This window comes from Streptomyces sp. NPDC107581, assembly GCF_055657175.1.
The window spans coordinates 248,697-274,109 of record NZ_JBVKBH010000007.1 but is presented as its reverse complement, the minus strand read 5'-3'; the positions used below and the strand labels follow the sequence as shown (position 1 = coordinate 274,109).

The following is a 25,413-nucleotide window of genomic DNA, read 5'->3' as shown; positions in this document are numbered from 1 at the left end:
GGCGCGGAGACCGCACCGCGGGCGTACCCGCAGAACCGCACTGACCCAGGGGGCGGCGCCAGGGTGTGAATCCGTCTCCCGATTCGCGTCTCGCCGCCCCTTGTGATACTGGGCGGAGATCCCGGCGAAACCCCAGGTCGGACTGGCCGCATGCCGCCGGTTCCCGGCCGCGTCGCTTTTGTTTTGACCGGAGTCTGTGCGGTAGGTACGCTCAGACCTTGTGCCTGGGGTGTGCCCTGGCTCTTGTGCGTGCCTTCGAACCGCACAGCGAGCCGTCACCGGCCACCGTAATCTGCGCCCTTTTCGCTCAGCGGCAAGGGTCCGCCGGATTCGACACACCCGACCGCGTGGGTCGGTGACGTTCCAGGTTAGCTGTACCTATCGGCACACAGAAACCGGAGAAGTAGTGCCTACGATCCAGCAGCTGGTCCGTAAGGGCCGGCAGGACAAGGTCGAGAAGAACAAGACGCCCGCACTCGAGGGTTCCCCTCAGCGTCGTGGCGTCTGCACGCGTGTGTTCACGACCACCCCGAAGAAGCCGAACTCGGCCCTGCGTAAGGTCGCGCGTGTGCGTCTGACCAGCGGGATCGAGGTCACCGCTTACATTCCGGGTGAGGGACACAACCTGCAGGAGCACTCCATCGTGCTCGTGCGCGGCGGCCGTGTGAAGGACCTGCCGGGTGTTCGCTACAAGATCATCCGTGGTTCGCTCGACACCCAGGGTGTCAAGAACCGCAAGCAGGCCCGCAGCCGCTACGGCGCCAAGAAGGAGAAGTAGAAATGCCTCGTAAGGGCCCCGCCCCGAAGCGCCCGGTCATCATCGACCCGGTCTACGGTTCCCCTCTGGTGACCTCCCTGATCAACAAGGTGCTGCTGAACGGCAAGCGCTCCACCGCCGAGCGCATCGTCTACGGCGCCATGGAGGGTCTGCGTGAGAAGACGGGCAACGACCCGGTCATCACGCTGAAGCGCGCGCTGGAGAACATCAAGCCGACCCTCGAGGTCAAGTCCCGCCGTGTCGGTGGTGCGACGTACCAGGTTCCGATCGAGGTCAAGCCCGGTCGCGCCAACACGCTCGCGCTGCGCTGGCTGGTCGGTTACTCCCGCGCCCGTCGCGAGAAGACCATGACCGAGCGTCTGCTCAACGAGCTTCTCGACGCTTCGAACGGCCTCGGCGCGGCCGTCAAGAAGCGCGAGGACACGCACAAGATGGCCGAGTCCAACAAGGCCTTCGCGCACTACCGCTGGTAGTCGCTACCCACATCGAGACCGAGAGAAGACTGAAGCCTTATGGCTACCACTTCACTTGACCTGGCCAAGGTCCGCAACATTGGGATCATGGCCCACATCGACGCGGGCAAGACGACCACCACCGAGCGGATCCTGTTCTACACCGGTGTGTCGTACAAGATCGGTGAGGTCCACGACGGCGCTGCCACCATGGACTGGATGGAGCAGGAGCAGGAGCGTGGCATCACGATCACCTCTGCTGCCACCACCTGCCACTGGCCGCTGGAAGACGTCGACCACACCATCAACATCATCGACACCCCGGGGCACGTCGACTTCACCGTCGAGGTGGAGCGCTCCCTGCGCGTGCTCGACGGTGCCGTGACGGTGTTCGACGGCGTCGCCGGCGTTGAGCCCCAGTCCGAGACGGTGTGGCGTCAGGCGGACCGCTACGGCGTTCCGCGTATCTGCTTCGTCAACAAGCTCGACCGGACCGGTGCCGAGTTCCACCGCTGCGTCGACATGATCTCTGACCGCCTCGGCGCTCAGCCGATCGTGATGCAGCTGCCGATCGGTGCCGAGGCCGACTTCAAGGGCGTCGTCGACCTCGTGACGATGAAGGCCCTGGTCTGGTCCGCCGAGGCCACCAAGGGCGAGATGTACGACACCGTCGACATCCCGGACACGCACACCGAGGCTGCCGAGGAGTACCGCGGCAAGCTGCTCGAGGCCGTGGCCGAGAACGACGAAGAGATCATGGAGCTGTACCTGGAGGGCACCGAGCCCTCCGTGGAGCAGCTGTACGCCGCGATCCGTCGTATCACCATCGCGTCCGGCAAGGGCACCGGCACCACCGTGACCCCGGTGTTCTGCGGTACCGCGTTCAAGAACAAGGGCGTCCAGCCCCTGCTCGACGCGGTCGTGCGCTACCTGCCGTCCCCGGTCGACATCGAGGCCATCGAGGGCCACGACGTCAAGGACCCCGAGGTCGTCGTCAAGCGCAAGCCGTCCGACGACGAGCCGCTGTCCGCGCTGGCGTTCAAGATCATGAGCGACCCGCACCTCGGCAAGCTCACCTTCGTCCGGGTTTACTCGGGCCGCCTGGAGTCCGGCTCTTCGGTGCTGAACTCCGTCAAGGGCAAGAAGGAGCGCATCGGCAAGATCTACCGCATGCACGCCAACAAGCGTGAGGAGATCGAGTCGGTGGGCGCCGGCGACATCGTCGCCGTCATGGGCCTGAAGCAGACCACCACCGGTGAGACGCTGGCCGACGACAAGAACCCGGTCATCCTGGAGTCCATGGACTTCCCGGCGCCGGTCATCCAGGTCGCCATCGAGCCCAAGTCGAAGGGCGACCAGGAGAAGCTCGGCGTCGCGATCCAGCGCCTGGCCGAGGAGGACCCCTCCTTCCAGGTCCACTCGGACGAGGAGACCGGCCAGACCATCATCGGCGGTATGGGCGAGCTGCACCTCGAGGTGCTGGTCGACCGTATGCGCCGTGAGTTCAAGGTCGAGGCCAACGTCGGCAAGCCGCAGGTCGCTTACCGCGAGACGATCCGCAAGGCCGTCGAGCGCGTGGACTACACCCACAAGAAGCAGACCGGTGGTACCGGTCAGTTCGCCAAGGTGCAGATCGCGATCGAGCCCATCGAGGGCGGCGACGCCTCGTACGAGTTCGTGAACAAGGTGACCGGTGGCCGCATCCCGAAGGAGTACATCCCTTCGGTCGACGCCGGTGCGCAGGAGGCCATGCAGTTCGGCATCCTGGCCGGCTACGAGATGACCGGCGTCCGCGTCATCCTCATCGACGGTGGCTACCACGAGGTCGACTCCTCCGAGCTCGCCTTCAAGATCGCCGGTTCGCAGGCCTTCAAGGAGGCCGCGCGCAAGGCCAGCCCCGTGCTGCTCGAGCCGATGATGGCCGTCGAGGTCACCACGCCCGAGGACTACATGGGTGAGGTCATCGGCGACATCAACTCCCGCCGTGGTCAGATCCAGGCCATGGAGGAGCGGGCTGGTGCCCGTGTCGTCAAGGGCCTCGTGCCCCTGTCGGAGATGTTCGGCTACGTCGGCGACCTCCGCAGCAAGACGTCGGGTCGCGCAAGCTACTCGATGCAGTTCGACTCCTACGCCGAGGTTCCGCGGAACGTCGCCGAGGAGATCATCGCGAAGGCCAAGGGCGAGTAACGCACCGCGTTCCCACGCTTTAGGCTTGACTCCGGAGCCTCGCGGGGCAAACAGCCGCACACACGGATGTTTGCCCCCGAATCCGGGCTTTCCAGCAAAGATCACCTGGCGCCGATGAAGCAAGGCGTTCAGAACCACTCCACAGGAGGACCCCGTGGCGAAGGCGAAGTTCGAGCGGACTAAGCCCCACGTCAACATCGGCACCATCGGTCACATCGACCACGGTAAGACGACCCTCACGGCCGCCATTACCAAGGTGCTGCACGACGCGTACCCGGACCTGAACGAGGCCACCGCGTTCGACAACATCGACAAGGCTCCCGAGGAGCGCCAGCGCGGTATCACCATCTCCATCGCGCACGTCGAGTACCAGACCGAGGCGCGTCACTACGCCCACGTCGACTGCCCGGGTCACGCGGACTACATCAAGAACATGATCACCGGTGCCGCGCAGATGGACGGCGCGATCCTCGTGGTCGCCGCCACCGACGGCCCGATGCCGCAGACCAAGGAGCACGTGCTCCTGGCCCGCCAGGTCGGCGTTCCGTACATCGTCGTCGCCCTGAACAAGGCCGACATGGTGGACGACGAGGAGATCCTGGAGCTCGTCGAGCTCGAGGTTCGTGAGCTCCTCTCCGAGTACGAGTTCCCGGGCGACGACCTGCCGGTCGTCAAGGTCTCCGCGCTGAAGGCGCTGGAGGGCGACCCCGAGTGGACCCAGACCGTCCTCGAGCTGATGAAGGCCGTCGACGAGAACATCCCGCAGCCCGAGCGTGACGTCGACAAGCCGTTCCTGATGCCGATCGAGGACGTCTTCACGATCACCGGTCGCGGTACGGTCGTCACCGGCCGTATCGAGCGTGGTGTCCTCAAGGTCAACGAGACCGTCGACATCGTCGGTATCAAGAACGAGAAGACCACCACCACGGTCACCGGCATCGAGATGTTCCGCAAGCTGCTCGACGAGGGCCAGGCCGGTGAGAACGTCGGTCTGCTGCTCCGCGGCATCAAGCGCGAGGACGTCGAGCGCGGCCAGGTCATCATCAAGCCGGGCTCGGTCACCCCGCACACCGAGTTCGAGGCGCAGGCCTACATCCTCTCCAAGGACGAGGGTGGCCGCCACACGCCGTTCTTCAACAACTACCGTCCGCAGTTCTACTTCCGTACGACGGACGTGACCGGCGTCGTGACCCTCCCCGAGGGCACCGAGATGGTCATGCCGGGTGACAACACCGAGATGAAGGTGGAGCTCATCCAGCCCGTCGCCATGGAAGAGGGCCTGAAGTTCGCCATCCGTGAGGGTGGCCGGACCGTGGGCGCCGGCCAGGTCACCAAGATCAACAAGTGATCTTGAGCTGATCCGGCCCGGGTCTTCGACCTGGTAGCTGTCGGAGGGGCCCGTACGACTTCGGTCGTACGGGCCCCTTCGCGTTGCCGTCCGGTGACGGCCGGGCGCCCGCGCCACCGCCCGCCCGGCCCGCGGTCACCGTCACGGCCCACACCGACCCCGCTGCACGCGGTTGCCGTACGATGCGGCATCGTGGCCATACAGACCCCCTGGGGAGCACCGTACGGCGGCCCGCCGCCTCCGCCGCCGAACATCCCGGCGAAGGACCTGCGGCCCCGGCGCATCTGGTACCTGGTAGCCGCAGTGCTGGGGCTCGTCCTGGCCGGCACCGGTGTCGCCTTCATCGCGGTGACGGTGAAGGACACGCTGGACTCGGTCGACTCCGCCCACAGCTTCTCCAGCGGTGACGCGCGGACGTTCACCTTCGTCCAGGGGAAGACCAAGGCGATCTACGTCTCCCAGTCCGGGGAGGGCCGGGTCGACTGCCGGATCCCCGGGATGGGATCCGGGTCGATCACCCATCCGGACAGCACCTTCCGCATCACCTCCGGGTCCCGCACCTGGGAGCGCATCTTCGAGGTGAAGCCCAGCAGGAGCGGCGACTACACGCTCACCTGCGCCTCGGAGCGGCCGGCCGAGTTCGCGCTGGGCGACAGGCCCCGGGTGGGCACCACGATCGGCAGCATCGCCGCGGGCGTCGTCTGCTTCCTCGCCGCGTTCGTCGTGGCCGCGTCCATCGTCGTCGTCACCGCCGTCCGCCGCAGCCGCCACCGCCGGCGGCTCGTCGCCGCGTCGGCTCCCGCGCCGCAGTGGGGCCCGCCACCGCAGTGGGGTCCGACGCCGCAGTGGGGCCCACCGCCCGCCGGTCCACCGCCCTCCGGCCCCGCCCCGGGGCCCCAGCCCGGCCCGCGGCCGTAATACGTTGCGCCAGACCGAACCCCTGCTCGATGAGCAGGGGTTCGGTCGTCTGTGAAGCGCGTACGGCGTACGAGATACGGCCTATGAGGCAAGGCCTGACGAGGCAAGGCCTGACGAGGCAAGGCCTGCAAGGGATGGCCTACGACGTGCGACGCACGACGTCAACGCGGCTACCGCCGAACACACCGTGACGAAGATCGGCGTGCACCGGTTGAAGTTCTGGACGGTGGATCCGACGGCGGCAGCTGCAGGGCTGGGCTATGGCGAGGGGTGGGACGGTGGGCGGTCTGTTCGGTGGCCCGGCGGCGAGGGGGCTGGCGTCCTCGCCCGCACAGAAGCGGGCGGCGGCGAGGGCCGTGGGGGATCACGTCGAGCCGGACACCCGTAGGTCCGGGGCGTGGGCGGACGACGAGACCGGGGCCGCGGTGAAGGCGTTCGGCGCGCGGGACGGGGACGGCTGGCAGACCTCGGCGGCGCTGCGGAAGGCCCACGAGACCTGGGGCGACCAGGTGAAGAACCTGATGGACCGGCTGGGCGCCGAGAAGGACGCGCTGGGCGCCACGAACACCGTGCTGACCGGCACGGACCTGGCTGTCGGTTCGCGGCTGCGGCCGCTGTCGGCGCTGGACCGGTACTGACGGGCGGCGGCCGGGAATGCCCACGTACCACGAGATCATGAGCGCCGACCTCTCCGCACTGACCGCCGCGGCCGATCGCTGGGACGGGATGGCGGGCGAGTTCGCGAAGCAGGAGCATGCGTACCGCCGTGACGTCCACGGCATCACGACGGGGCCGGCCTGGGCGGGCATGAGCGCGGAGGCCGCCCACGGACGCTTCGACATCACGCTCAAGGAGTTCCAGTACGCGCAGACGGAGGCGAAGGCGATCGCCTCGCTGCTGCGGGACGCACACGCGCAGTTCACGGAGTTGAAGGGCCGGCTGACGGCGGCACGGCGGGAGGCGGTGGCGGCCGGCATGCGGGTGTCGGAACGGGGGCTGGTGAGCGTGGACCCCGAGCGGGCCGAGGAGCGGGCCGGCGAGGGGGAGCACGACGGGGGACGCGATGGGGTGCACGACGGGGCGCGCGATTCCCGGGCCCGCGCCCGCGCGGCGTCGGCCGTACGGTCCTGGCAGGACCGGATCGACACAGCGGTACGGGACGTGACGGACGCGGACACCGGCGTGCACGTCGCGCTGACGGCGGCGGTCGTGGACTCCGGTCCGCTCGTCGCGGGCCGGGGCTTCAACGCCGGGGCGATGGGGGACGTCGAGAAGTACGAGGCGCTGGAAGCCGAGGACGCGCTGGAGAAACTGCGCCGTGGCGGCCACCTGTCGCGGCGCGAGCTGGCGGAACTGGAGCGGGTGTTCCGCGACGACTCCGGCGACGAGGCGTTCTCCCGCACCCTGCTGGACGATCTGGGCGCGACGGGCACGATCGGCCTGACGAACGAGCTGAACGACCTGATCCATGTGCGGGGCGGCGGTCGCGCCGGCGACTACTCGGCGATCGAGACGGGCCTGGCGGACACGCTCGCGACGGCGACCAGGGACACGGGATCGCCCTGGTACAAGCGCTGGCGCGCCGATATGCGCAAAGCCGGCGTCGCGCGCCACGCCACCGAGGCGCAGGGGGCCCAGCTGGACAAGGCGGTCGGCTACCAGTCGCTGGTCACGCTGATGAGCAAGGGCCACGGATATGCTCCGCGGATGCTCGGGGACCTCACCGACGACATGATCGCGGCGGAGAGGAGGGAGCCCGGGATCTGGCGGCTCAAGACGCAGTACAGCGGCGAGCACGGGGGCTGGTTCGCCAACGATCCCGTGGACGGCGCGCTGGGCATCATGAGCCGGGACCCGCGTGCCGCCGCGGACTATCTCGGCTCCGATGCCCGCATGAAATACCTCATGAAGGAGCGGGACTGGAACGTCACCCTCCATGAACACGAGGGCCCCAAGGCCAGCACGTACACACCGGGCTTGGACGGGGACGACCGCGCGGGCTTCGGCAAGGCGTTGCAGGCGGCGACGACGGGGATCGATCCGTCGGACGGGCATGCGCACTATGTCGCACATTCCAAACAGAACGACGCAATCTTCAAGTCGACGCTGAGCTATCTGGCCGAGAGCGGCGACGAGTTCCCACCGTCGTTGCGCCAGCCGGTCGCCAGCATCCTGGTCAACCATGGCGCCACGGTTCATGCGTCTATGAGTGAGATCGACATCTCACAGTCCCCCTTGAAACAGGATCAGCTCTTCGAGGTTGTGAAACAGGTGTCGAAGGGGCAAGAGGCCTACGGCACTCTGAACGGAGGCCTCAACCAAGCGATGGTGGCCAACATTCATTCCGATCACTCCAAGTCGGCAGAGCCTTTGCTCCGCGCGGGCCGCACAGTCGGATTTCTGGAGGAAGCTCGTATTCAGGCCCAGGGTGACCCAAAATCTGCGACGTTCGAAGCGAAGCCGATCTTCGACAAGGCGATTAGTTATATCCCCATCGCAAGCGATGATGTGCAGCAAGGATTCGACTATGTTAGCGAGAAGTGGTTGGAGGATGAGCAGAAGAGATTGGATGAGAAGCAGTCCGAAGAAAATATTAAAGCTTACGACACGAGGAACGGTCAGCTGATGGGGCTCGCGACGGAGTGGAGGAAGACGCGTGAACCGGCTGGGAAGCTGGATTTCGACACCAAGACGGAGATTGGCAGGGCCGCTCAGGACGGTATGGCCCACGCTACTGGTGTATCGGGAGCTCGATGAGTTCGCACGTGCGTAGGCGCATTCTCGGGGTGATCGCGTCGCTGCTCGCCGTTGCGGGCGTGTCCTGTGGTTGTTCCGCTGCCCCCGGGATTCCTAGAACGATCTGCGGCACGCGTATCAACCCCGATCTCGTGCGTCCCCTCATCACTTCGTCGAATGGATGGAACGAGTATGATCGAGTTGATCGTTCAGAGGCAATCACTGCTCCTTGCCTGATTCTAGTGCAGCGTGATGTTGCCATTCGATTCCGTTTCTCATGGGATGAGAGTGCGACAAGCCTCATGTACTTGGCGAAAGATACTGGGACGATCTCGGGTGTCAGTGGCCCCCGTTACGTAGATGACTCCCCCTACAGGGTGCTGGTCGGTACCGATGGTGCAATCTCTCAGACCCCCTGTAAAACCGATGGCGGCGATTATTTCACCCTCACTCTCCAGCTCCCCCAGATCAAGCTGACGGACCAGACCCACCGCAAGGACATCGCGAAGTTCATGCGTGCTTACTTTCCGGCGACCGTCAGAACTCTCGGTTGTGCGTGAGCGGTGGCGGCGGCCATCGGTTCCTCCGGAGGGACAGGCGCCCCACCCGCAAGCCGCACCGCAGCGCCGGTCACCGCTCCGCGGACCGTTTCTGACCCGGGCTCACCTCCCGCCCGTCCCGCGCCTCGACACGCCCCTCACCCCCGTGGCTCATCCGAGTGGCAGTTCGGTTGCTGATCGTCAAGATTTCATTGCAGAGCGTGGCGTCCTCGAGGAATCCGCTGCTCTTCGCGGGTGTGTGGACACGCCGCACCACGACGGCTCACTCAGCAACGACGAAGGGTGTCGACATGACACATCCAGGCCGCTCCGTGCGGCATCCATCCCGGTCCGGCATAGCCGCGCTGGCCGCCGCCGCCGCGCTGCTGGCGACCGGCCTGGCGCAGCCGGCACCCGCGGCCGCGGTGCCGTCCACCGCCGCTGCCACGGCTGACGTCCGAACCGCCGCCGACGGCGGTGCACCGGCCGGTGTCACCACCCTCTCCACGGGATGGCAGACGCCCTGGGGCATCACCTTCATGCCGGACGGACGCTCCGCGCTGGTGACCGAGCGGCTTTCCTACCAGGTCTACCGACTCGACCGGAACGGCGCCAAGAAGCGGGTCGGCGAGGTGCCGTACACGGTCCCGGAGCCCTATGAGGAGGGCGCCGGCGGGCTGCTGGGCGTCGCGCCGTCACCGACCTGGAACGGCAAGACGGACAAGCAAGTGTTCTTCATGCACACCACGCAGACCGAGACCCGTGTCGTCAGGATGGACTACGACGGCAACTCGCTCAGCCACTACACGCCGGTGCTCACCGGGATCAGGCGCGGAGGGGACCACAACGGCGGCAAGATCGCCTTCGGCCCCGACGGATACCTCTACGTCGCGACCGGAGACGCCCTGCAGTCGAAGCTCGCGCAGGACAAGAACTCGCTCAACGGCAAGATCCTCCGGATCACCAAGACCGGCGCCCCGGCCCCCGGCAACCCGTTCGGCAGCCACATCTACAGCTACGGCCACCGCAATCCGCAGGGTCTGACCTGGGACCGCAACGGCCGGCTGTGGTCGGCGGAGATCGGTAACCAGACCTGGGACGAACTCAACCTGATCAAGCCGGGCGCCAACTACGGCTGGCCCACCTGCGAGGGCTCCTGCACCGTCAAGGGCATGACCAACCCCAAGGCCACCTTCGCCCCGGAGCAGGGTGTGCCCGCGCAGGTCGCCGTCGTGAACAACGTCCTGTACATCTCCTCGCTCCGCGGCCAGCGGCTGTGGCGTGTCCCGATCGACGGGAACAACGAGCGCGTCGGGACGAAGACCGCCTTCTACTCCGGCCAGTACGGCCGGCTGCGCGCCATGGCCAAGGTCCCCGGCACGAACGAACTGTGGCTCGGCACCAGTGACCTCGGATACGGCAAGGACAAGATCCTCCGCGTGACCGTCAAGTAGCCCCCGCCCCGGCAAGCAGCACCTCTGCAAGCAGCACCTCTGCAAGCAGCACCTTTGCAGGCACCCACTGCAAGAAGCGCCCACCGCAAGAGAGACCCCCGTCAGTAAGCACCCCCAGGAGAAAGGACGTACCCCCCATGAGCGAGGCCAAGGAACAGCTCAAGCCGGTCGAGCAGATGCCCTCGAAGGAGACGGACAACGCCGGCTGGCAGACGCCCGGCTATGAGGTCGTCGACACCGCGCTCGAGGTCACCGCCTACTCCCTCAGCTCCCGCTAGCCGGTGCCATGCTGCTGCTGGTACTCGGCACCGCCGCCGGCGGCGGCATCCCCCAGTGGAACTGCGCGTGCTCCGGATGCTCCGGGGCACGCGCCCACCCGCGCCGGCGCCGCCGTCACGCCTCCCTGGCCGTACGGACGGACGACGGCCGCTGGTACATCGTCAACGCGACCCCGGACATCGGCGACCAGATCGAGGGCCGGCCCGAACTCCACCCGGGTCCCGGCCCGCGGCAGACCCCGGTCGCCGGACTGATCCTCACCGACGCCGAACTCGACCACACCCTGGGCATCGCCAGGCTACGCGAAGCCGACCGCCTCCAGGTGATCGCGACCGACCCGGTCCGCCGGGCGCTCCTGGACCGCCTGCACCTCGGCGACGTACTGGCGCCGTACACGTCCGTGACCTGGCGCGAACTGCCCCGGCGCGGCGCCGGCCCGCCGGACGGCGACACCTCCGGTCTGCGGCTCGGCGCCGTCCCGGTGTCGGGCAAGCGCCCGCGCTACGCCGCCGACGCGCCGGACGACGACGCGTGGGTCGTGGCGCTGCGCCTGTACGACCCCTCCACCGGCGCGACCGCGCTCTACGCTCCCGCCCTGGCCGCCTGGCCGGACCGCTTCCAGCAGGCGGCCGCCGAGGCCGACTGCGTCATCGTGGACGGCACCTTCTGGGACGACGAGGAGCCCCGCCGCACCGGCATCTCCGAGCGCACCGCCACCGGCATGGGCCACCTGCCCATCGAGGGACCGGGCGGCACCGCCGAGCGCCTGGCCGCCCTCTCCGCCCGGTGCCTGTACACGCACCTCAACAACACCAACCCCCTCGTCGACCCGGCGGCGCCCGAGCACAAGCGGCTCGCACGGCTGGGCATCGAGGTGGCGTACGACGGGATGGTGATCGAGCTGTGACCACGGCACTCGCCCCGCTCGCGGAGCCCTGGAGCCCCGCGGAGCTGGAGGCACGACTTCGCGCGGTGGGGGAGGAGCGGTACCACGACCGCCACCCCTTCAACCTCCGGATGCACAGCGGCGACCTCAGCCCGGAGGAGCTGCGCCGCTGGATCGCCAACCGCTTCCACTACCAGCGCCACATCCCCGTCAAGGACGCCCTGATCACCGCCAAACTGGGCACCCCCGCGCTCCGCCGGATGTGGCTGCGCCGCATCCAGGACCACGACGGGCAGCAGGAGGGCGAGGGCGGCATCGAGCGGTGGCTGCGGCTCGGTGAGGCGGCCGGCCTGGACCGGGAGACGCTGGTGAGCGCCGACACCGTTCTGCCGGGGGTACGGCTGGCGGTCGAGGGATACGTCAACTTCTGCCGGCTGCGCCCGCGGCTCGAAGCCGTCGCGGCGTCGCTGACCGAACTGTCCGCCCCGGACCTGATGCGCACCCGCATCGACGCCTTCGAACGCCACTACCCGTGGATCCGGGCCGACGGCCTCGCCTATTTCCGCGCCCGTGTCTCCCAGGGGCGGCGCGACAGCGGAGAGGCGCTCGACCTCGTACTGAGCTGGGCCCGTACCCGGGACGACCAGGAACGGGCCGTGGCCGCACTGCGCTTCAAATGCGACGTCCTGTGGTCGCTCCTCGACGCCGTGGACCGTGCGGGCACCGACGCCGTGGACCGGCCGGGCACTGACGCCATCGAACGGGCGGGCCCCGACGCCGTGGACCGGGCGGGTTGCGGGGAGCGGGCATGAGGGCGGCGACCGGAGTCGGCTGGCGGCCCGCTCCGGCCCCCGCCATCGTGCGGCGGCACGACTCCGTACGCGACGCGGACCTGCTGGTCCTGCCCGAACGCGTGGTCGTTCTGACCGGCCGGGCCGAGGCCGTCCTCGCCCTGTGCGACGGCACCCGCAGTGTCGACGGCATCGTCGACGTACTGTCCGAACGCTTCCCCGGCGCCCCGGTGGCCACCGACGTCCCCCTCTTCCTCGAACGGCTCCGCAAGGAGGGCTGGCTCCGATGACCCCCGCCGAGCCGACAGCCCGCACCGGGCCGACAGCCTCCACCGACCCGTCAGTCCTCGCCGACCCGACGCCCCGCGCTGCTGCCGATGCCGATACCGGTGTCGCCGCTGCTGCCGCTACCGCCGTCTCCGCATCCGCATCCGCATCCGTGTCCGCATCCGCGCCCCCGTCCGCGCCCCCGTCCGCGCCCGGCCGCCCCTGGGCGCTGCTGGCCGAACTCACCCATGCCTGCCCGCTGCACTGCGGGTACTGCTCCAACCCGCTGGAGCTGACCCGGCGCTCGCGCGAGCTGACCACCGTGCAGTGGACGGACGTGATGCGTCAGGCGGGGGAGTTCGGCGTGGTCCACACCCATCTCTCGGGCGGCGAGCCGCTGCTGCGCCAGGACCTGGCAGAGATCGTCACCGCGGCGGAGGCCGCCGGGATCTACACCCAGCTCGTCACCAGCGGGGTGGGCCTGGACCGGGCCCGGCTGTCCTCGCTCGTCGCCGCCGGGCTGCGCAGCGTCCAGCTGTCCGTCCAGCACGCCGACCCGCGCGCCTCGGACCGGATCGGCGGACGCCGTTCCTTCGCCGAGAAGGAACGGGCCGCCGGGCTCGTACGGGAGGCCGGCCTCCCGCTGGGCCTCAACGTCGTCCTGCACCGTGAGAACCTCGACGCCGTCGAAGCCGTCGTCGAGCTGGGCCTGTCCTGGGGCGTGGACCGCATCGAACTGGCCAACACGCAGTTCTACGGCTGGGGGTTGCTCAACCGCGCCGCACTGCTGCCCACCCGTGACCAGCTCGCCCGGGCCCGGGACACCGTCGAGCGCCTGCGGGAGAGGCTCGCACCGGACGGCCCCGACCTGGTCTGGGTCGTCCCCGACTACTTCGACGGCGTCGCCAAGCCGTGCATGGGCGGATGGGGAGCGGTCTCGCTCACCGTCACCCCGGACGGCACCGTCCTGCCCTGCCCCGCCGCGGCCTCCCTGCCGGACCTGGACCCGCCGAACATCCGCGACCACCCGCTGGCCTGGATCTGGGACCACTCCAAGGCGTTCACCCGTTACCGCGGCACCGACTGGATGCCCGACCCCTGCCGCAGCTGCTCCCGCCGCGAGGAGGACTTCGGCGGCTGCCGCTGCCAGGCGTACGCCCTGACCGGCGACGCCACCCGCACGGACCCGGCGTGCCGGCTGTCCCCCGACCACGACCTGATCCGCTCACTGGCCGACGACGGTACGAACGGGAGGGGGCTGATCAGACGCCGGGCACCGGGCCGCGCCGAGGCCGTCGAGCGGCATCCCTGATCCCGCTCGGCGCACCGACTCATGCGCCGATTCCCCGGGGGCGGCCCGAAGGCGCCTCGGGCGACGTCCGAGAGGCCGCCGCCAGGTCGCCATGTGGCTCCCCGGACCAGGCCGGCTGTTTCGACACCTCACGGAACGTCTAGGACGCCGTAAAGGAAACGCCTAAGCCACAGCTCAACTGGCTTATGGGGCCGAGCCGTTTGCTAGCGTGACGAGGTCACGTCAGAGCAGTTAGACGGGGGTCGACCATCGTGGCGGGAAAAGGCGGCGAACACGCCGTGGGAATGCGGCTCAACCATCTGCCGGACGGTCCGGGTGGTGGCGGGCCGGACCTCGCGCACTCATCGGACGAGAAGAAGGCCGCGGCGGACACGCTCCACAACAACATCGAGCCGGATACCAAGGCGGCGGGGGCTTGGGCGGACGATGAGACGGGCGCCGTGGTGAAGGCGTTCGATGCGAAGGGCGGGCATGGCTGGCTCACGTCCGGTGCCGTGAGCAAGGCGCACAAGACCTGGGGTGAACAGGTCCAGGACTTCCTGAACCGGCTGGCGGGGGACGAATCGGCGCTCCGGTACAACAACACCTTGTTGACCGGCACGGACTTCGGAGTGGGAAGTTCGGCGCGCAAGGTGTCCGTGTTGGACACGTACTCACCCCCACCGCAGCACTGACAGACCGCAGAGCCTTCTCGCAGACCACCGGATTCACTGCATTCAACGGGGACCCATGCCGACCTACCACGAGATCCTGACGACCGACCTGTCCACGCTCACCACGGCCGCCGCACGCTGGGACGGCATGGCGAAGGAGTTCGACAAGCAGGAGACCGCGTACCGGCGGGACGTCCACGGCATCACCCTGCGCCCGACGTTCGTGGGTGAGAGCCAGCAAGCCGCCAACGCGCGCTTCGGTGTCAGGCTCACGGAGTTCCAGAGCGCCCAGACCGAGGCCAAGGCGATCGCCTCGCTGCTGCGTGACGCGCACACCCAGTTCGTGAACCTGCGCAAGAAGCTGGAGTCGGCGCGGGACGACGCCATCGCCAAGGGGATGAAGGTTTCGGACCAGGGTGTGGTCTCCTACGACACCGGCAAGTTGAGCCAGGGGGACAAGCAGGCGCTGGCGCACGACCCCGACTACCAGGACAGCATCCGCAAGGACGTCGCTTCCTGGCAGAGCCGCATCGACCAGTGCGTGCGGGACGTGGACGATGCCGACAAGGGTGTCGAGGTCGCCTTCACGGCCGTCGTGAAGGGCCCAGACCAGGGCTTCGGCACGGTCCCCGACTTCAACGGCAAGGCGCAGGGCGACATCGAGAAGTACGAGGCGGACGAGGCCAAGGACATCGCGCAGCGCGTCAACTCCGGTGACGCCTCGGCGGCCGACTACCAGGAGCTGCAGAGGCTCTTCCGCGACAACTCCGGCGACAAGGCCTTCAGCCAGACCCTGCTGGACGAGCTGGGCGCCAAGGGCACACTGCAGCTCTCCAACAGCCTCGACGGTCTCGCCTACCACGGCGACAAGCAGCACAGCGACCGGTACCTGGACATCCAGAAGGGGCTCGCCACCACGCTGGCGACCGCGACCCAGGATCCGAACTCGGCCTTCTACAAGCACTTCCGCGAGGACATGCAGAAGGCCGGCACCGAGCAGTTCAAGGTCGACGGCCTCAGCCCCATCCCGGATGAGAAGGTCCGCGGCTACCAGAGCCTCGTCACACTGATGCAGCAGGGGCACGGCTACAACGGGCAGTTCCTGGAAGACACGGCCGACGACATCCGGCACGCCGAGGAGTCGTACGTAGCAAAGGGGGGCAACCCGACCGAGTCCATCTGGGCCCTGCGGGACAAGTTCAGCGGCAAGGACCGGGGCTGGTTCGCCAACGACCCGCTCGACGGCGTGCTCGGCATCATGTCGCAGGACCCCAAGACCAGCACCGCGTACCTGGATCCGGCCCACAACGACAACCTGGACTATCTGCTCCACGGGCGGGACTGGGACACCGTCATCGACCACTTCGCGACGCCGCCCGGCGGGACCACCACGGGCATCCCGGTCATGGCGCCGGACGGCGACGACCGTAAGGGTTTCGGAGACGCCCTGGCCGCGGCGGCCACCGGCATCGCCCCGGATGGCCAGCGCCCCATGGCACCGACGCCGCACACCGACGCCAACAACCGGGTGTTCGTACATGCATTGGACGTCCTGTCCAAGCAGGGCAACGACATGCCGGCCTCGCTGCGTGACGACATAGCGAAGATCATGGTCAATCACGGCCAGGAGACGTACGTGGCGATGAGCGACCCGAGTGGCGAGCGGCATCCTGCCGACGGCCCGAACCTGGACCGTCAACAGGTCCTGGAGATGACGAAGCAGATCTCTCGGAGCCAGGACTCCTACAACATGTTGCACGAGGGCATGAACTACTCGATCATGAACGACATCCACGATCCTTCGCGCCATCCGGAGGACACTCTCCACTCGGCCGGCACCGCGATCGGATTCATGGAGGAGGGACGGTACCTGGCGCTCAAGGGCGACCAGCACGACTACACCTGGGACAAGGCGTGGAGTTACCACGCGTCCGGAGCGCTGCTCAATTTCATCCCGGTGTACGGGGACATCGCTCAGCGCGGTGCCGACGCGCTCACCAGTGCGTGGGTCATGGACGAACAGCAGGATCAGGCGGCCAAGCTGACCAGCGACAGCCAGGCCACCTACCACCTGCGCCAGAATCAGCTCAACGAAATCGCCCACAAGTGGTACGCGGCCAACTCGGACTGGGCCGACAGCCACACCGACTACTCGCACGAGCAGGGCATGTACGATCAGATCAACGGGGCGGCCAATAACGGCAATGCACTGGCCCGCGGCATGGCGGGAGCTCAGTGATGACAATGAGGCGCATGGCGGCGGCCCTGTTGTACAGCGTCGTCCTGGGAGCGGCGGCGGGTTGCAGTGGCAGCACCCATCCCGCTGTCCCCGCCGAGTTCTGCAAGGTCCCAGTGTCGAAGGCGGCCTTGTCACCACTCATCCCGGACAACGGATCAGTGAAGCAGACGTACACGGCCTTGGAAGCTCAGCAGGGTGCGGGCTGTGCCCTGAGCGCGGGCGGCAACCGGGTGTTGTTCGTCGCCATCACGCGTGTGGACCGGGCCCCGGACCCGGCGGACTGGAAGCCCACAGCAGCGCCGTACAAGTACGCCGCCGAGCGGGCCGTGTCCTTCCCGGGACACGCGGCGATCGGAAGCAACGGCGCCACGGTCCAGGCCACCTGCACCTCTCGGAACGCGTACATGTCCTTCGGGGTCTATTTCTTCGGAGACCGAGTCGAGAACACCCCCACGGGCTACAAGAAACTCGTGCCTTTCGTGAACGACCTCGTCCCCAAGGAGACCAGGAAGTTCGGCTGCACCAAGTAGTCGGTGCGACTCGCCGATGTTCCGGCCGGGGCCAAGGGGGACGATCTGTCGACCCTGCTCGTGGCTGACGCTTTGGCGCGGGGAGCTCCCGACGGCATCGTGGCGGACGAACAGGCGCTGCCCGCCGTTCACGGACAGGCGCGGACCGCGAATACCGGGAGACGGGTCGCGGTGCTGACGAAGGGCGGTGGGTCGTGACCACCCGGATCGGACCGAGACCACTCCACACGGACAGGTCCCGCCTGAAGATCGCGGTCACTGCGGCCTGTCTGGCCGTGGCCGCAGGCATCGGAGCCTGGCTGTGGGGCGGCGCGGGCAAGGGCCCCGGCGCAGGCCAAGGGCTCCTGGCGGACAAGAGGGTGCGGTCGGCTCTGGGGGCGGAGTACCGGAGCGATCTCAGCTGCTCGGCGCTGGGCGCGGCCGTCGAGCACGCCACCACGGGGGCGACGCCGGGCAGGCATTCCCTGCGGCAGGCGCGATCCACGCAGAACCTGCTGCTGGCCGTGGACGACGAGGCCGGGACCGGCGGTCGGAAGGCCGATGCCGCCCTCGCCGTTCCCTTCGCCCAGGCGTTCGCCGACTGCGCGGACGACACGGACCAGATCCTGACCTCGGTGAACGTGGACTACATCCGCGCGGACACCCAGTCGGCCTCCCCGTGGCAGGACCGGACCGGCGTCCACATGTCCGTGTCGGTGGACACCGTCATCCATGTCGTACGGGCGGTGTCCGACAGCTCCGAGGCCTACGCCGCGATCCGTGACGCCGCCACCCGGCGGATCGCCGCCGATCTCGCCGCCGCCCCCGCAACGGCGGGCAAGGAGACGCTCACTCTGCGTGCAAAGCTCTGCGGGCGTGTCCTCGGCTCGCTGGACGGGGTGGCGGAAGAGACGGCGGCGAGCATGGGGCAGACCGGGGCGCGGAAGTGGGGCGAGGACGTCGCCGCACGTCTGTCGGCACACGCGGCGGCCCCGCCCGCCTGCAGCCAGGACCCCGCCGACCATCTGATCGACTCGTGGAAGTGGGAGCTGAAGCAGGCCGGCACGGAGAACACGCTCGCGCGGCTGGAGGCCCAGAGCATGGAGATGAGCCGCGTCTGGGGCAAGGCGCTCGGTGTCGACAGCGGGCTGCGGGACGCGCTGGCGTACGGCTCCCGGGACAGCGCGGCCGCTGCTCGGAGCGACGCACTCGACAAGCTTCGGTGACCGCGTCAGCCGAGAAGCCCGACGACCGTGCCGCACTGCCGCACCCGGAAATTCCATGGTCGGTCAATCTCAGCAAAGGGGAAAAGTGACACACGGATCAATAGCCCGCACCAGCTCTGCTGCCCGTGCCCTTGCGGCGGCCGCCCTGCTCGGCGCGACCCTGCTCGGCTGTGGCTCCGGGGCTGGTTCCAGCGGGGATACGGCAGCGACCGGCCCCGGCAGCGACGCGCCCACAGTCGGCGCACCTGCTGACCCGGCAGCCGGCGGCGCCCCGGCCGCAGAACGGATCAAGCAGGTCAACGAGACGATGCGCAGGACGCCGTTCAGCGGGATCGGCACAACCACGGCCTTCGAGGGCGCGGGACTGCAGATGATCGTGTGGAATCCCGATCAGGGGCTGCGCATCACCTACAACGGGACCTCCGGCGGAAACATGTACTGCAAGGACGGCACCACGTACATGAGCGTGGGTCTGCTGGCCCAGAGCCTCAAGTCCCAGGGGACCGAGGTCACCGTCCCGGACAGGCTTGCCGACTTCTACGTGACCACGCGGAGCGGGCAGGACTGTGGCACCTACTTCGCCCTGCCGCCCTCGGGCACCTTCGCGCCCAAGAACGACACCACCGTCGGGGGAGTGCGGGCCCGGGCCGTCGTGGCGGGGGACGGGGCCACCTCGGACACCTATTTCGTCAGCGCGCAGGGCCCCGCCAGGCTCCTGAAGATGAAGTCCGTCCGCGGCGGGCGCACCAGCAGCACGACGTACGACGACTTCGGCAAGAAGGAGGACGTCACGCTGCCGAGCCCGGACAAGATCATGACCATGGAGAATTTCCGCGCGCAGGTGGACGCCGGATGACGCTGGGCAACCGGGGACAGGCGGGCGTGGGCTCCGGGATGCGCATCCCGGACTGACCGGCGTCGGCCCGCGTACTGCCCCCGGTTTGACCTACATCACTCCCGGGGTATTCTCTCCGGCTCGATTGGCGGAGCCCCCGCCCCATATGGCAGACTGTCGGAGTTGCTCGGTCGAGTGTTGATGCTGCGCGCCTCCCGCCGGGAGGACCGGAAGCGAGTCCCACAGTACTCGTCGTCCTAACTGCCTGATGGCAGCACTGGGACGGACGTACGGGAATCTTTCGGGAAGTGGAGTGCGGCACCGGCCAGGCGCCCGGTGGGCCTTTCGCCCTCGGCTTGCGGTACCGGAAGGGCCGTGCGCATTCCCCGCAGGGATGTTCGAACAAGGGACATCTGTGTCAGCGGGAGCGCGACACGCCCGACCGCGTGGGTCGGAGAGCGGTAGTACGGAACACCGGGTTCCAGAGCGTTAAAAGAGACAGGACTACTGAGTAGCCATGGCGGGACAGAAGATCCGCATCCGGCTCAAGGCCTACGACCACGAGGTCATCGACTCCTCGGCGAAGAAGATCGTCGAGACGGTGACCCGCACTGGTGCGTCGGTCGCGGGCCCGGTGCCGCTGCCCACTGAGAAGAACGTGTACTGCGTCATCAAGTCGCCGCACAAGTACAAGGACTCGCGCGAGCACTTCGAGATGCGCACGCACAAGCGCCTGATCGACATCCTCGACCCGACCCCCAAGACCGTTGACTCTCTGATGCGACTCGACCTCCCGGCCGGTGTCGACATCGAGATCAAGCTCTGAGGGCTGGTGATCTGAGAATGGCTAAGCAGATCAAGGGCATCCTGGGCGAGAAGCTCGGCATGACGCAGGTGTGGGACGAGAACAACCGCGTTGTTCCCGTCACCGTCGTCAAGGCCGGCCCCAACGTCGTCACCCAGGTCCGTACGAACGATGTCGACGGCTACGAGTCCGTCCAGATCGCGTTCGGCGAGATCGACCCGCGCAAGGTGAACAAGCCCCTCAAGGGCCACTTCGCCAAGGCCGACGTCACTCCCCGCCGCCACCTCGTCGAGATCCGTACCGCTGACGCCAGCGAGTACACCCTCGGCCAGGAGATCACCGCCGAGGTGTTCGAGGCCGGCATCAAGGTCGACGTGACCGGCAAGAGCAAGGGCAAGGGCTTCGCCGGTGTCATGAAGCGTCACAACTTCAAGGGCCTCGGCGCCGGACACGGCACCCAGCGCAAGCACCGCTCGCCCGGTTCCATCGGTGGCTGCGCCACCCCGGGCCGTGTGTTCAAGGGCCTCCGCATGGCGGGTCGTATGGGCAACGAGCGGGTCACCACCCAGAACCTGACCGTCCACGCCGTTGACGCGGAGAAGGGTCTGCTGCTCATCAAGGGCGCGGTTCCCGGTCCGAACGGCGGCCTCGTCCTGGTCCGCACCGCGGCCAAGGGGGCCTGAGGTAACCGATGAGCACTGTTGACATCCTTTCGCCGGCGGGCGACAAGGCCGGTACCGTCGAGCTCCCCGCGGAGATCTTCGACGTAGAGAAGATCAGCGTTCCGCTGCTTCACCAGGTCGTCGTCGCGCAGCTGGCCGCTGCCCGTCAGGGCACGCACAAGACCAAGACTCGTGGCGAGGTTCGCGGTGGCGGCAAGAAGCCGTACCGCCAGAAGGGCACCGGCCGCGCCCGTCAGGGCTCGACCCGTGCGCCGCAGTTCGCAGGCGGTGGCGTCGTCCACGGCCCGCAGCCGCGTGACTACTCGCAGCGGACCCCGAAGAAGATGAAGGCCGCGGCCCTGCGCCACGCCCTCACCGACCGGGCCCGCCACAACCGCATCCACGTCGTCTCCGGCGTGGTCGAGGGCGAGAACCCCAGCACCAAGGCCGCGAAGGGCCTGTTCGGCAAGATCAGCGAGCGCAAGAACCTGCTCCTGGTCGTCGAGCGCGCCGACGAGGCCGCGTGGCTGTCCGCCCGCAACCTGCCCCAGGTCCACATCCTGGAGCCGGGCCAGCTGAACACGTACGACGTTCTCGTCTCGGACGACGTGGTCTTCACCCAGGCCGCTTTCGAGTCCTTCGTGTCTGGCCCCAAGGCCGCTGACACCGAAGGGAGCGAAGCCTGATGGCTACGCGTCACCCGAGCATTGCCTCGAAGGCCGCCAAGGCCGCCAAGGCCGCGCGCGTCGCCAAGGCGCGTCGCCACGCCACCGAGGGCAAGAACACCGTCGAGACCCCGCTGAGCAAGTCCTTCACGGACCACCGTGACGTGCTGCTCAAGCCGGTCGTCTCGGAGAAGAGCTACGCGCTCCTCGACGAGGGCAAGTACACGTTCATCGTCGCCCCGGGCGCCAACAAGACCCAGATCAAGCAGGCCGTTCAGGCGGTCTTCGACGTCAAGGTCACCGGGGTCAACACCCTCAACCGCCAGGGCAAGCGCAAGCGCACCAAGACCGGTTTCGGTCAGCGCGCGGGCTCGAAGCGCGCGATCGTGACCCTCGCCGAGGGCGACCGTATCGACATCTTCGGCGGTCCGACCGCCTAAGGGCGGTCCGGATCGTCCGATATCGGACGAGGACTGAGAAATGGGAATCCGCAAGTACAAGCCGACTACGCCGGGCCGTCGTGGCGCCAGCGTCGCCGACTTCGTCGAGGTCACGCGGTCCACGCCGGAGAAGTCGCTGGTCCGCCCGCTGCACAGCAAGGGCGGCCGTAACAACGCCGGTCGTGTGACCGTTCGCCACCAGGGTGGCGGACACAAGCGCGCCTACCGTGTGATCGACTTCCGTCGTCACGACAAGGACGGCGTGCCGGCGAAGGTCGCGCACATCGAGTACGACCCCAACCGCACCGCGCGCATCGCGCTGCTGCACTACGCCGACGGCGAGAAGCGCTACATCCTCGCCCCGCGCAACCTGCAGCAGGGTGACCGCGTCGAGAACGGTCCCGGGGCCGACATCAAGCCGGGCAACAACCTGGCCATCCGCAACATCCCGGTCGGTACGACGCTCCACGCGATCGAGCTCCGTCCCGGTGGCGGTGCCAAGTTCGCCCGCTCCGCCGGTGCCTCCGTGCAGCTGCTCGCGAAGGAGGGCTCGATGGCCCACCTGCGCATGCCGTCCGGTGAGATCCGCCTGGTCGACGTCCGCTGCCGCGCCACCATCGGCGAGGTCGGCAACGCCGAGCAGAGCAACATCAACTGGGGTAAGGCCGGCCGTAAGCGGTGGCTGGGCGTTCGCCCGACCGTCCGTGGTGTGGTCATGAACCCGGTTGACCACCCGCACGGTGGTGGTGAGGGCCGGACCTCCGGTGGTCGCCACCCTGTGTCCCCGTGGGGCAAGAAGGAAGGCCGTACTCGTTCGCCCAAGAAGGCGTCGAACAAGTACATCGTCCGCCGCCGCAAGACGAACAAGAAGCGCTAAGGACGGGTTGAGATGCCTCGTAGCTTGAAGAAGGGACCCTTCGTCGACGACCACCTGATCAAGAAGGTGGATGTCCAGAACGAAGCCGGTACCAAGAACGTCATCAAGACCTGGTCCCGTCGCTCGATGATCGTCCCGGCCATGCTCGGTCACACGATCGCGGTGCACAACGGCAAGACCCACATCCCGGTGTTCGTCACCGAGTCGATGGTCGGCCACAAGCTCGGCGAGTTCTCGCCGACCCGCACCTTCCGCGGCCACGTCAAGGACGACCGGAAGTCGAAGCGCCGCTAGTAGCGGATCGCATTCAGACACGTAAGTAACTGAGAGGGACAACCATGGAAGCCAGGGCCCAGGCGCGGTACATCCGCGTTACGCCCATGAAGGCCCGCCGCGTGGTGGACCTTATCCGTGGCATGGATGCCACGGAGGCTCAGGCTGTTCTGCGATTCGCTCCGCAGGCAGCCTCCGTGCCGGTCGGCAAGGTGCTCGACAGCGCCATCGCCAACGCCGCGCACAACTACGACCACACCGACGCCGACAGCCTCTTCATTTCCGAGGCGTACGTCGACGAGGGCCCGACCCTGAAGCGGTTCCGGCCGCGTGCCCAGGGCCGTGCCTACCGGATCCGCAAGCGGACCAGCCACATCACCGTGGTCGTCAGCAGCAAGGAAGGAACCCGGTAATGGGCCAGAAGGTTAACCCGCATGGGTTCCGGCTCGGTGTCACGACCGACTTCAAGTCGCGTTGGTACGCCGACAAGCTGTACAAGGACTACGTCAAGGAAGACGTCGCCATCCGTCGGATGATGACGTCCGGCATGGAGCGCGCCGGTATCTCGAAGGTTGAGATCGAGCGCACCCGTGACCGCGTGCGGGTGGACATCCACACCGCTCGTCCGGGCATCGTCATCGGCCGCCGTGGCGCCGAGGCCGACCGCATCCGCGGCGACCTCGAGAAGCTCACGGGCAAGCAGGTCCAGCTGAACATCCTCGAGGTCAAGAACCCCGAGACCGACGCTCAGCTGGTTGCCCAGGCCGTTGCCGAGCAGCTCTCCTCCCGCGTCTCCTTCCGCCGCGCCATGCGTAAGAGCATGCAGTCGGCGATGAAGGCCGGCGCCAAGGGCATCAAGATCCAGTGCGGCGGCCGCCTCGGCGGCGCCGAGATGTCCCGCTCGGAGTTCTACCGCGAGGGCCGTGTGCCCCTGCACACGCTCCGTGCGAACGTGGACTACGGCTTCTTCGAGGCCAAGACGACCTTCGGCCGCATCGGTGTGAAGGTCTGGATCTACAAGGGCGACGTGAAGAACATCGCCGAGGTCCGCGCCGAGAACGCTGCGGCCCGTGCGGGTAACCGCCCGGCCCGTGGCGGTGCCGACCGCCCGGCCCGTGGTGGCCGTGGTGGCGAGCGGCGCGGTCGCAAGCCGCAGCAGGCTGCCGGCGCCGAGGCCCCCAAGGCCGAGGCTCCCGCGTCCGCTCCGGCTGAGAGCACCGGAACGGAGGCCTGACCGACATGCTGATCCCCCGTAGGGTCAAGCACCGCAAGCAGCACCACCCGAAGCGTCGCGGTGAGGCCAAGGGCGGTACGACGGTTGCGTTCGGCGAGTACGGCATCCAGGCCCTCACGCCGGCGTACGTGACCAACCGCCAGATCGAGGCGGCCCGTATCGCGATGACCCGCCACATCAAGCGTGGCGGCAAGGTCTGGATCAACATCTACCCGGACCGCCCGCTGACGAAGAAGCCTGCCGAGACCCGCATGGGTTCCGGTAAGGGTTCTCCGGAGTGGTGGATCGCGAACGTGCACCCGGGCCGGGTCATGTTCGAGCTGTCCTACCCCAACGAGAAGATCGCCCGTGAGGCCCTTACTCGCGCAGCCCACAAGCTGCCGATGAAGTGCCGGATCGTCAAGCGCGAGGCAGGTGAAGCGTGATGTCGGCCGGTACCAAGGCGTCCGAGCTGCGCGAGCTGGGCAACGAGGAGCTTCTGAACAAGCTCCGCGAGGCCAAGGAAGAGCTGTTCAACCTCCGCTTCCAGGCGGCGACGGGCCAGCTCGAGAACCACGGTCGGCTCAAGGCCGTCCGTAAGGACATCGCGCGGATCTACACCCTGATGCGTGAGCGCGAGCTGGGCATCGAGACGGTGGAGAGCGCCTGATGAGCGAGAGCAACGTGACTGAGAACACCGAGGCCCGTGGCTTCCGTAAGACCCGTGAGGGTCTGGTCGTCAGCGACAAGATGGACAAGACCGTCGTCGTCGCCGTCGAGGACCGTGTGAAGCACGCGCTGTACGGCAAGGTCATCCGCCGTACCAACAAGCTCAAGGCTCACGACGAGCAGAACGCCGCGGGCGTCGGCGACCGTGTCCTCCTCATGGAGACCCGGCCGCTGTCCGCGACGAAGCGCTGGCGCGTCGTCGAGATCCTCGAGAAGGCCAAGTAATTCCCGTAAGGGAATTCCTTAAGCAAGGTTCCTGCGGGGCTAACCCCGCAGGTCAGTTCCGCCAGGCTCGGCAGGGGCTCTCGTACTGAGGCCCCTGCCGGGAACCGGCAGACAA

The 25,413-nt window shown here is 67.9% G+C and carries 30 protein-coding genes; all 30 read left to right on the top strand.

Translation table 11 applies throughout. The features are described 5' to 3' along the window. Positions 1 to 406 precede the first annotated feature (406 nt). The 30 genes from rpsL (at position 407) to rpsQ (ending at position 25,298) form a co-directional block, all read left to right on the top strand. A complete protein-coding gene (gene rpsL / locus ACZ7P3_RS20110; RefSeq protein WP_003948652.1) occupies positions 407 to 778 on the top strand; it encodes a 30S ribosomal protein S12 in 372 nt (123 codons plus the stop codon). A gap of 2 nt (positions 779 to 780) precedes the next feature. Next, entirely contained in the window at positions 781 to 1,251 is a 471-nt protein-coding gene (rpsG, locus tag ACZ7P3_RS20105; RefSeq protein WP_003974303.1) for a 30S ribosomal protein S7, read from the top strand. Between the two features lie 39 nt (positions 1,252 to 1,290). Next, positions 1,291 to 3,417: an elongation factor G gene (gene fusA / locus ACZ7P3_RS20100; RefSeq protein WP_472083424.1), complete on the top strand. Its 2,127-nt coding sequence runs from the start codon at positions 1,291 to 1,293 to the stop codon at positions 3,415 to 3,417. Between the two features lie 154 nt (positions 3,418 to 3,571). Further along, positions 3,572 to 4,765: an elongation factor Tu gene (gene tuf, locus ACZ7P3_RS20095; RefSeq protein WP_472083422.1), complete on the top strand. Its 1,194-nt coding sequence runs from the start codon at positions 3,572 to 3,574 to the stop codon at positions 4,763 to 4,765. A 192-nt stretch (positions 4,766 to 4,957) separates the two neighbouring features. Continuing rightward, complete coding sequence (locus tag ACZ7P3_RS20090; RefSeq protein ID WP_472083420.1) at positions 4,958 to 5,683, top strand: serine/arginine repetitive matrix protein 2; 726 nt, start codon at positions 4,958 to 4,960, stop codon at positions 5,681 to 5,683. Positions 5,684 to 5,961: 278 nt separating this feature from the next. After that, positions 5,962 to 6,321, top strand: a complete 360-nt coding sequence (locus ACZ7P3_RS20085) for a hypothetical protein (protein ID WP_472083419.1) — start codon at positions 5,962 to 5,964, stop codon at positions 6,319 to 6,321. Positions 6,322 to 6,358: 37 nt separating this feature from the next. Further along, entirely contained in the window at positions 6,359 to 8,440 is a 2,082-nt protein-coding gene (locus tag ACZ7P3_RS20080; RefSeq protein WP_472083417.1) for a hypothetical protein, read from the top strand. Continuing rightward, positions 8,437 to 8,979 (top strand): hypothetical protein, encoded by a 543-nt coding sequence (locus ACZ7P3_RS20075; protein WP_472083415.1) that lies wholly within the window; start codon positions 8,437 to 8,439, stop codon positions 8,977 to 8,979. The genes ACZ7P3_RS20080 and ACZ7P3_RS20075 overlap by 4 nt, the downstream gene beginning before the upstream one ends. A 290-nt stretch (positions 8,980 to 9,269) precedes the next feature. Next, a complete protein-coding gene (locus tag ACZ7P3_RS20070; protein ID WP_472083413.1) occupies positions 9,270 to 10,412 on the top strand; it encodes a PQQ-dependent sugar dehydrogenase in 1,143 nt (380 codons plus the stop codon). 137 nt (positions 10,413 to 10,549) lie between these two features. Continuing rightward, positions 10,550 to 10,690 carry a pyrroloquinoline quinone precursor peptide PqqA gene (gene pqqA / locus ACZ7P3_RS20065; protein ID WP_472083411.1) on the top strand — a complete coding sequence of 47 codons (141 nt, stop codon included), beginning with the start codon at positions 10,550 to 10,552 and terminating at the stop codon, positions 10,688 to 10,690. An 8-nt stretch (positions 10,691 to 10,698) separates the two neighbouring features. Further along, positions 10,699 to 11,598 (top strand): pyrroloquinoline quinone biosynthesis protein PqqB, encoded by a 900-nt coding sequence (gene pqqB / locus ACZ7P3_RS20060; protein ID WP_472083409.1) that lies wholly within the window; start codon positions 10,699 to 10,701, stop codon positions 11,596 to 11,598. After that, positions 11,595 to 12,389 carry a pyrroloquinoline-quinone synthase PqqC gene (gene pqqC, locus ACZ7P3_RS20055; protein ID WP_472083408.1) on the top strand — a complete coding sequence of 265 codons (795 nt, stop codon included), beginning with the start codon at positions 11,595 to 11,597 and terminating at the stop codon, positions 12,387 to 12,389. Before pqqB ends, pqqC begins: the two co-directional genes overlap by 4 nt. After that, positions 12,386 to 12,658 carry a pyrroloquinoline quinone biosynthesis peptide chaperone PqqD gene (gene pqqD, locus ACZ7P3_RS20050; protein ID WP_472083406.1) on the top strand — a complete coding sequence of 91 codons (273 nt, stop codon included), beginning with the start codon at positions 12,386 to 12,388 and terminating at the stop codon, positions 12,656 to 12,658. Before pqqC ends, pqqD begins: the two co-directional genes overlap by 4 nt. Positions 12,659 to 12,807: 149 nt before the next feature. Further along, complete coding sequence (gene pqqE / locus ACZ7P3_RS20045) at positions 12,808 to 13,947, top strand: pyrroloquinoline quinone biosynthesis protein PqqE (protein ID WP_472083404.1); 1,140 nt, start codon at positions 12,808 to 12,810, stop codon at positions 13,945 to 13,947. Positions 13,948 to 14,231: 284 nt separating this feature from the next. Further along, positions 14,232 to 14,621 (top strand): hypothetical protein, encoded by a 390-nt coding sequence (locus ACZ7P3_RS20040; protein ID WP_472083402.1) that lies wholly within the window; start codon positions 14,232 to 14,234, stop codon positions 14,619 to 14,621. 55 nt (positions 14,622 to 14,676) lie between these two features. Then, complete coding sequence (locus ACZ7P3_RS20035; RefSeq protein ID WP_472083400.1) at positions 14,677 to 16,839, top strand: hypothetical protein; 2,163 nt, start codon at positions 14,677 to 14,679, stop codon at positions 16,837 to 16,839. Beyond that, positions 16,839 to 17,369, top strand: coding sequence for a hypothetical protein (locus ACZ7P3_RS20030; RefSeq protein ID WP_472083398.1), 531 nt, complete (start codon positions 16,839 to 16,841; stop codon positions 17,367 to 17,369). Before ACZ7P3_RS20035 ends, ACZ7P3_RS20030 begins: the two co-directional genes overlap by 1 nt. 194 nt (positions 17,370 to 17,563) lie before the next feature. After that, positions 17,564 to 18,574, top strand: coding sequence for a hypothetical protein (locus ACZ7P3_RS20025; RefSeq protein WP_472083397.1), 1,011 nt, complete (start codon positions 17,564 to 17,566; stop codon positions 18,572 to 18,574). A gap of 85 nt (positions 18,575 to 18,659) precedes the next feature. Then, positions 18,660 to 19,430 carry a hypothetical protein gene (locus ACZ7P3_RS20020; RefSeq protein ID WP_472083396.1) on the top strand — a complete coding sequence of 257 codons (771 nt, stop codon included), beginning with the start codon at positions 18,660 to 18,662 and terminating at the stop codon, positions 19,428 to 19,430. A 496-nt stretch (positions 19,431 to 19,926) separates the two neighbouring features. Next, positions 19,927 to 20,235: a 30S ribosomal protein S10 gene (rpsJ, locus tag ACZ7P3_RS20015; RefSeq protein ID WP_003948644.1), complete on the top strand. Its 309-nt coding sequence runs from the start codon at positions 19,927 to 19,929 to the stop codon at positions 20,233 to 20,235. A 17-nt stretch (positions 20,236 to 20,252) separates the two neighbouring features. Next, positions 20,253 to 20,897 (top strand): 50S ribosomal protein L3, encoded by a 645-nt coding sequence (gene rplC, locus ACZ7P3_RS20010; RefSeq protein ID WP_020135811.1) that lies wholly within the window; start codon positions 20,253 to 20,255, stop codon positions 20,895 to 20,897. A gap of 8 nt (positions 20,898 to 20,905) precedes the next feature. After that, on the top strand, positions 20,906 to 21,562 hold the full coding sequence (gene rplD / locus ACZ7P3_RS20005) for a 50S ribosomal protein L4 (protein ID WP_472083394.1): 657 nt from the start codon (positions 20,906 to 20,908) through the stop codon (positions 21,560 to 21,562). Beyond that, entirely contained in the window at positions 21,562 to 21,981 is a 420-nt protein-coding gene (gene rplW, locus ACZ7P3_RS20000) for a 50S ribosomal protein L23 (RefSeq protein WP_472083392.1), read from the top strand. The genes rplD and rplW overlap by 1 nt, the downstream gene beginning before the upstream one ends. Positions 21,982 to 22,021: 40 nt before the next feature. Further along, positions 22,022 to 22,858: a 50S ribosomal protein L2 gene (gene rplB, locus ACZ7P3_RS19995; protein WP_235456332.1), complete on the top strand. Its 837-nt coding sequence runs from the start codon at positions 22,022 to 22,024 to the stop codon at positions 22,856 to 22,858. A 12-nt stretch (positions 22,859 to 22,870) separates the two neighbouring features. Further along, positions 22,871 to 23,152: a 30S ribosomal protein S19 gene (rpsS, locus tag ACZ7P3_RS19990; RefSeq protein ID WP_003948639.1), complete on the top strand. Its 282-nt coding sequence runs from the start codon at positions 22,871 to 22,873 to the stop codon at positions 23,150 to 23,152. A 44-nt stretch (positions 23,153 to 23,196) separates the two neighbouring features. Beyond that, on the top strand, positions 23,197 to 23,544 hold the full coding sequence (rplV, locus tag ACZ7P3_RS19985) for a 50S ribosomal protein L22 (RefSeq protein WP_003974262.1): 348 nt from the start codon (positions 23,197 to 23,199) through the stop codon (positions 23,542 to 23,544). Beyond that, on the top strand, positions 23,544 to 24,365 hold the full coding sequence (gene rpsC / locus ACZ7P3_RS19980; RefSeq protein WP_003998826.1) for a 30S ribosomal protein S3: 822 nt from the start codon (positions 23,544 to 23,546) through the stop codon (positions 24,363 to 24,365). The genes rplV and rpsC overlap by 1 nt, the downstream gene beginning before the upstream one ends. Before the next feature lie 5 nt (positions 24,366 to 24,370). After that, entirely contained in the window at positions 24,371 to 24,790 is a 420-nt protein-coding gene (gene rplP, locus ACZ7P3_RS19975; protein WP_030788270.1) for a 50S ribosomal protein L16, read from the top strand. Continuing rightward, positions 24,790 to 25,014, top strand: a complete 225-nt coding sequence (rpmC, locus tag ACZ7P3_RS19970; protein ID WP_010036720.1) for a 50S ribosomal protein L29 — start codon at positions 24,790 to 24,792, stop codon at positions 25,012 to 25,014. Before rplP ends, rpmC begins: the two co-directional genes overlap by 1 nt. Beyond that, positions 25,014 to 25,298 carry a 30S ribosomal protein S17 gene (gene rpsQ / locus ACZ7P3_RS19965; protein ID WP_014674375.1) on the top strand — a complete coding sequence of 95 codons (285 nt, stop codon included), beginning with the start codon at positions 25,014 to 25,016 and terminating at the stop codon, positions 25,296 to 25,298. The genes rpmC and rpsQ overlap by 1 nt, the downstream gene beginning before the upstream one ends. Positions 25,299 to 25,413 lie beyond the last annotated feature (115 nt).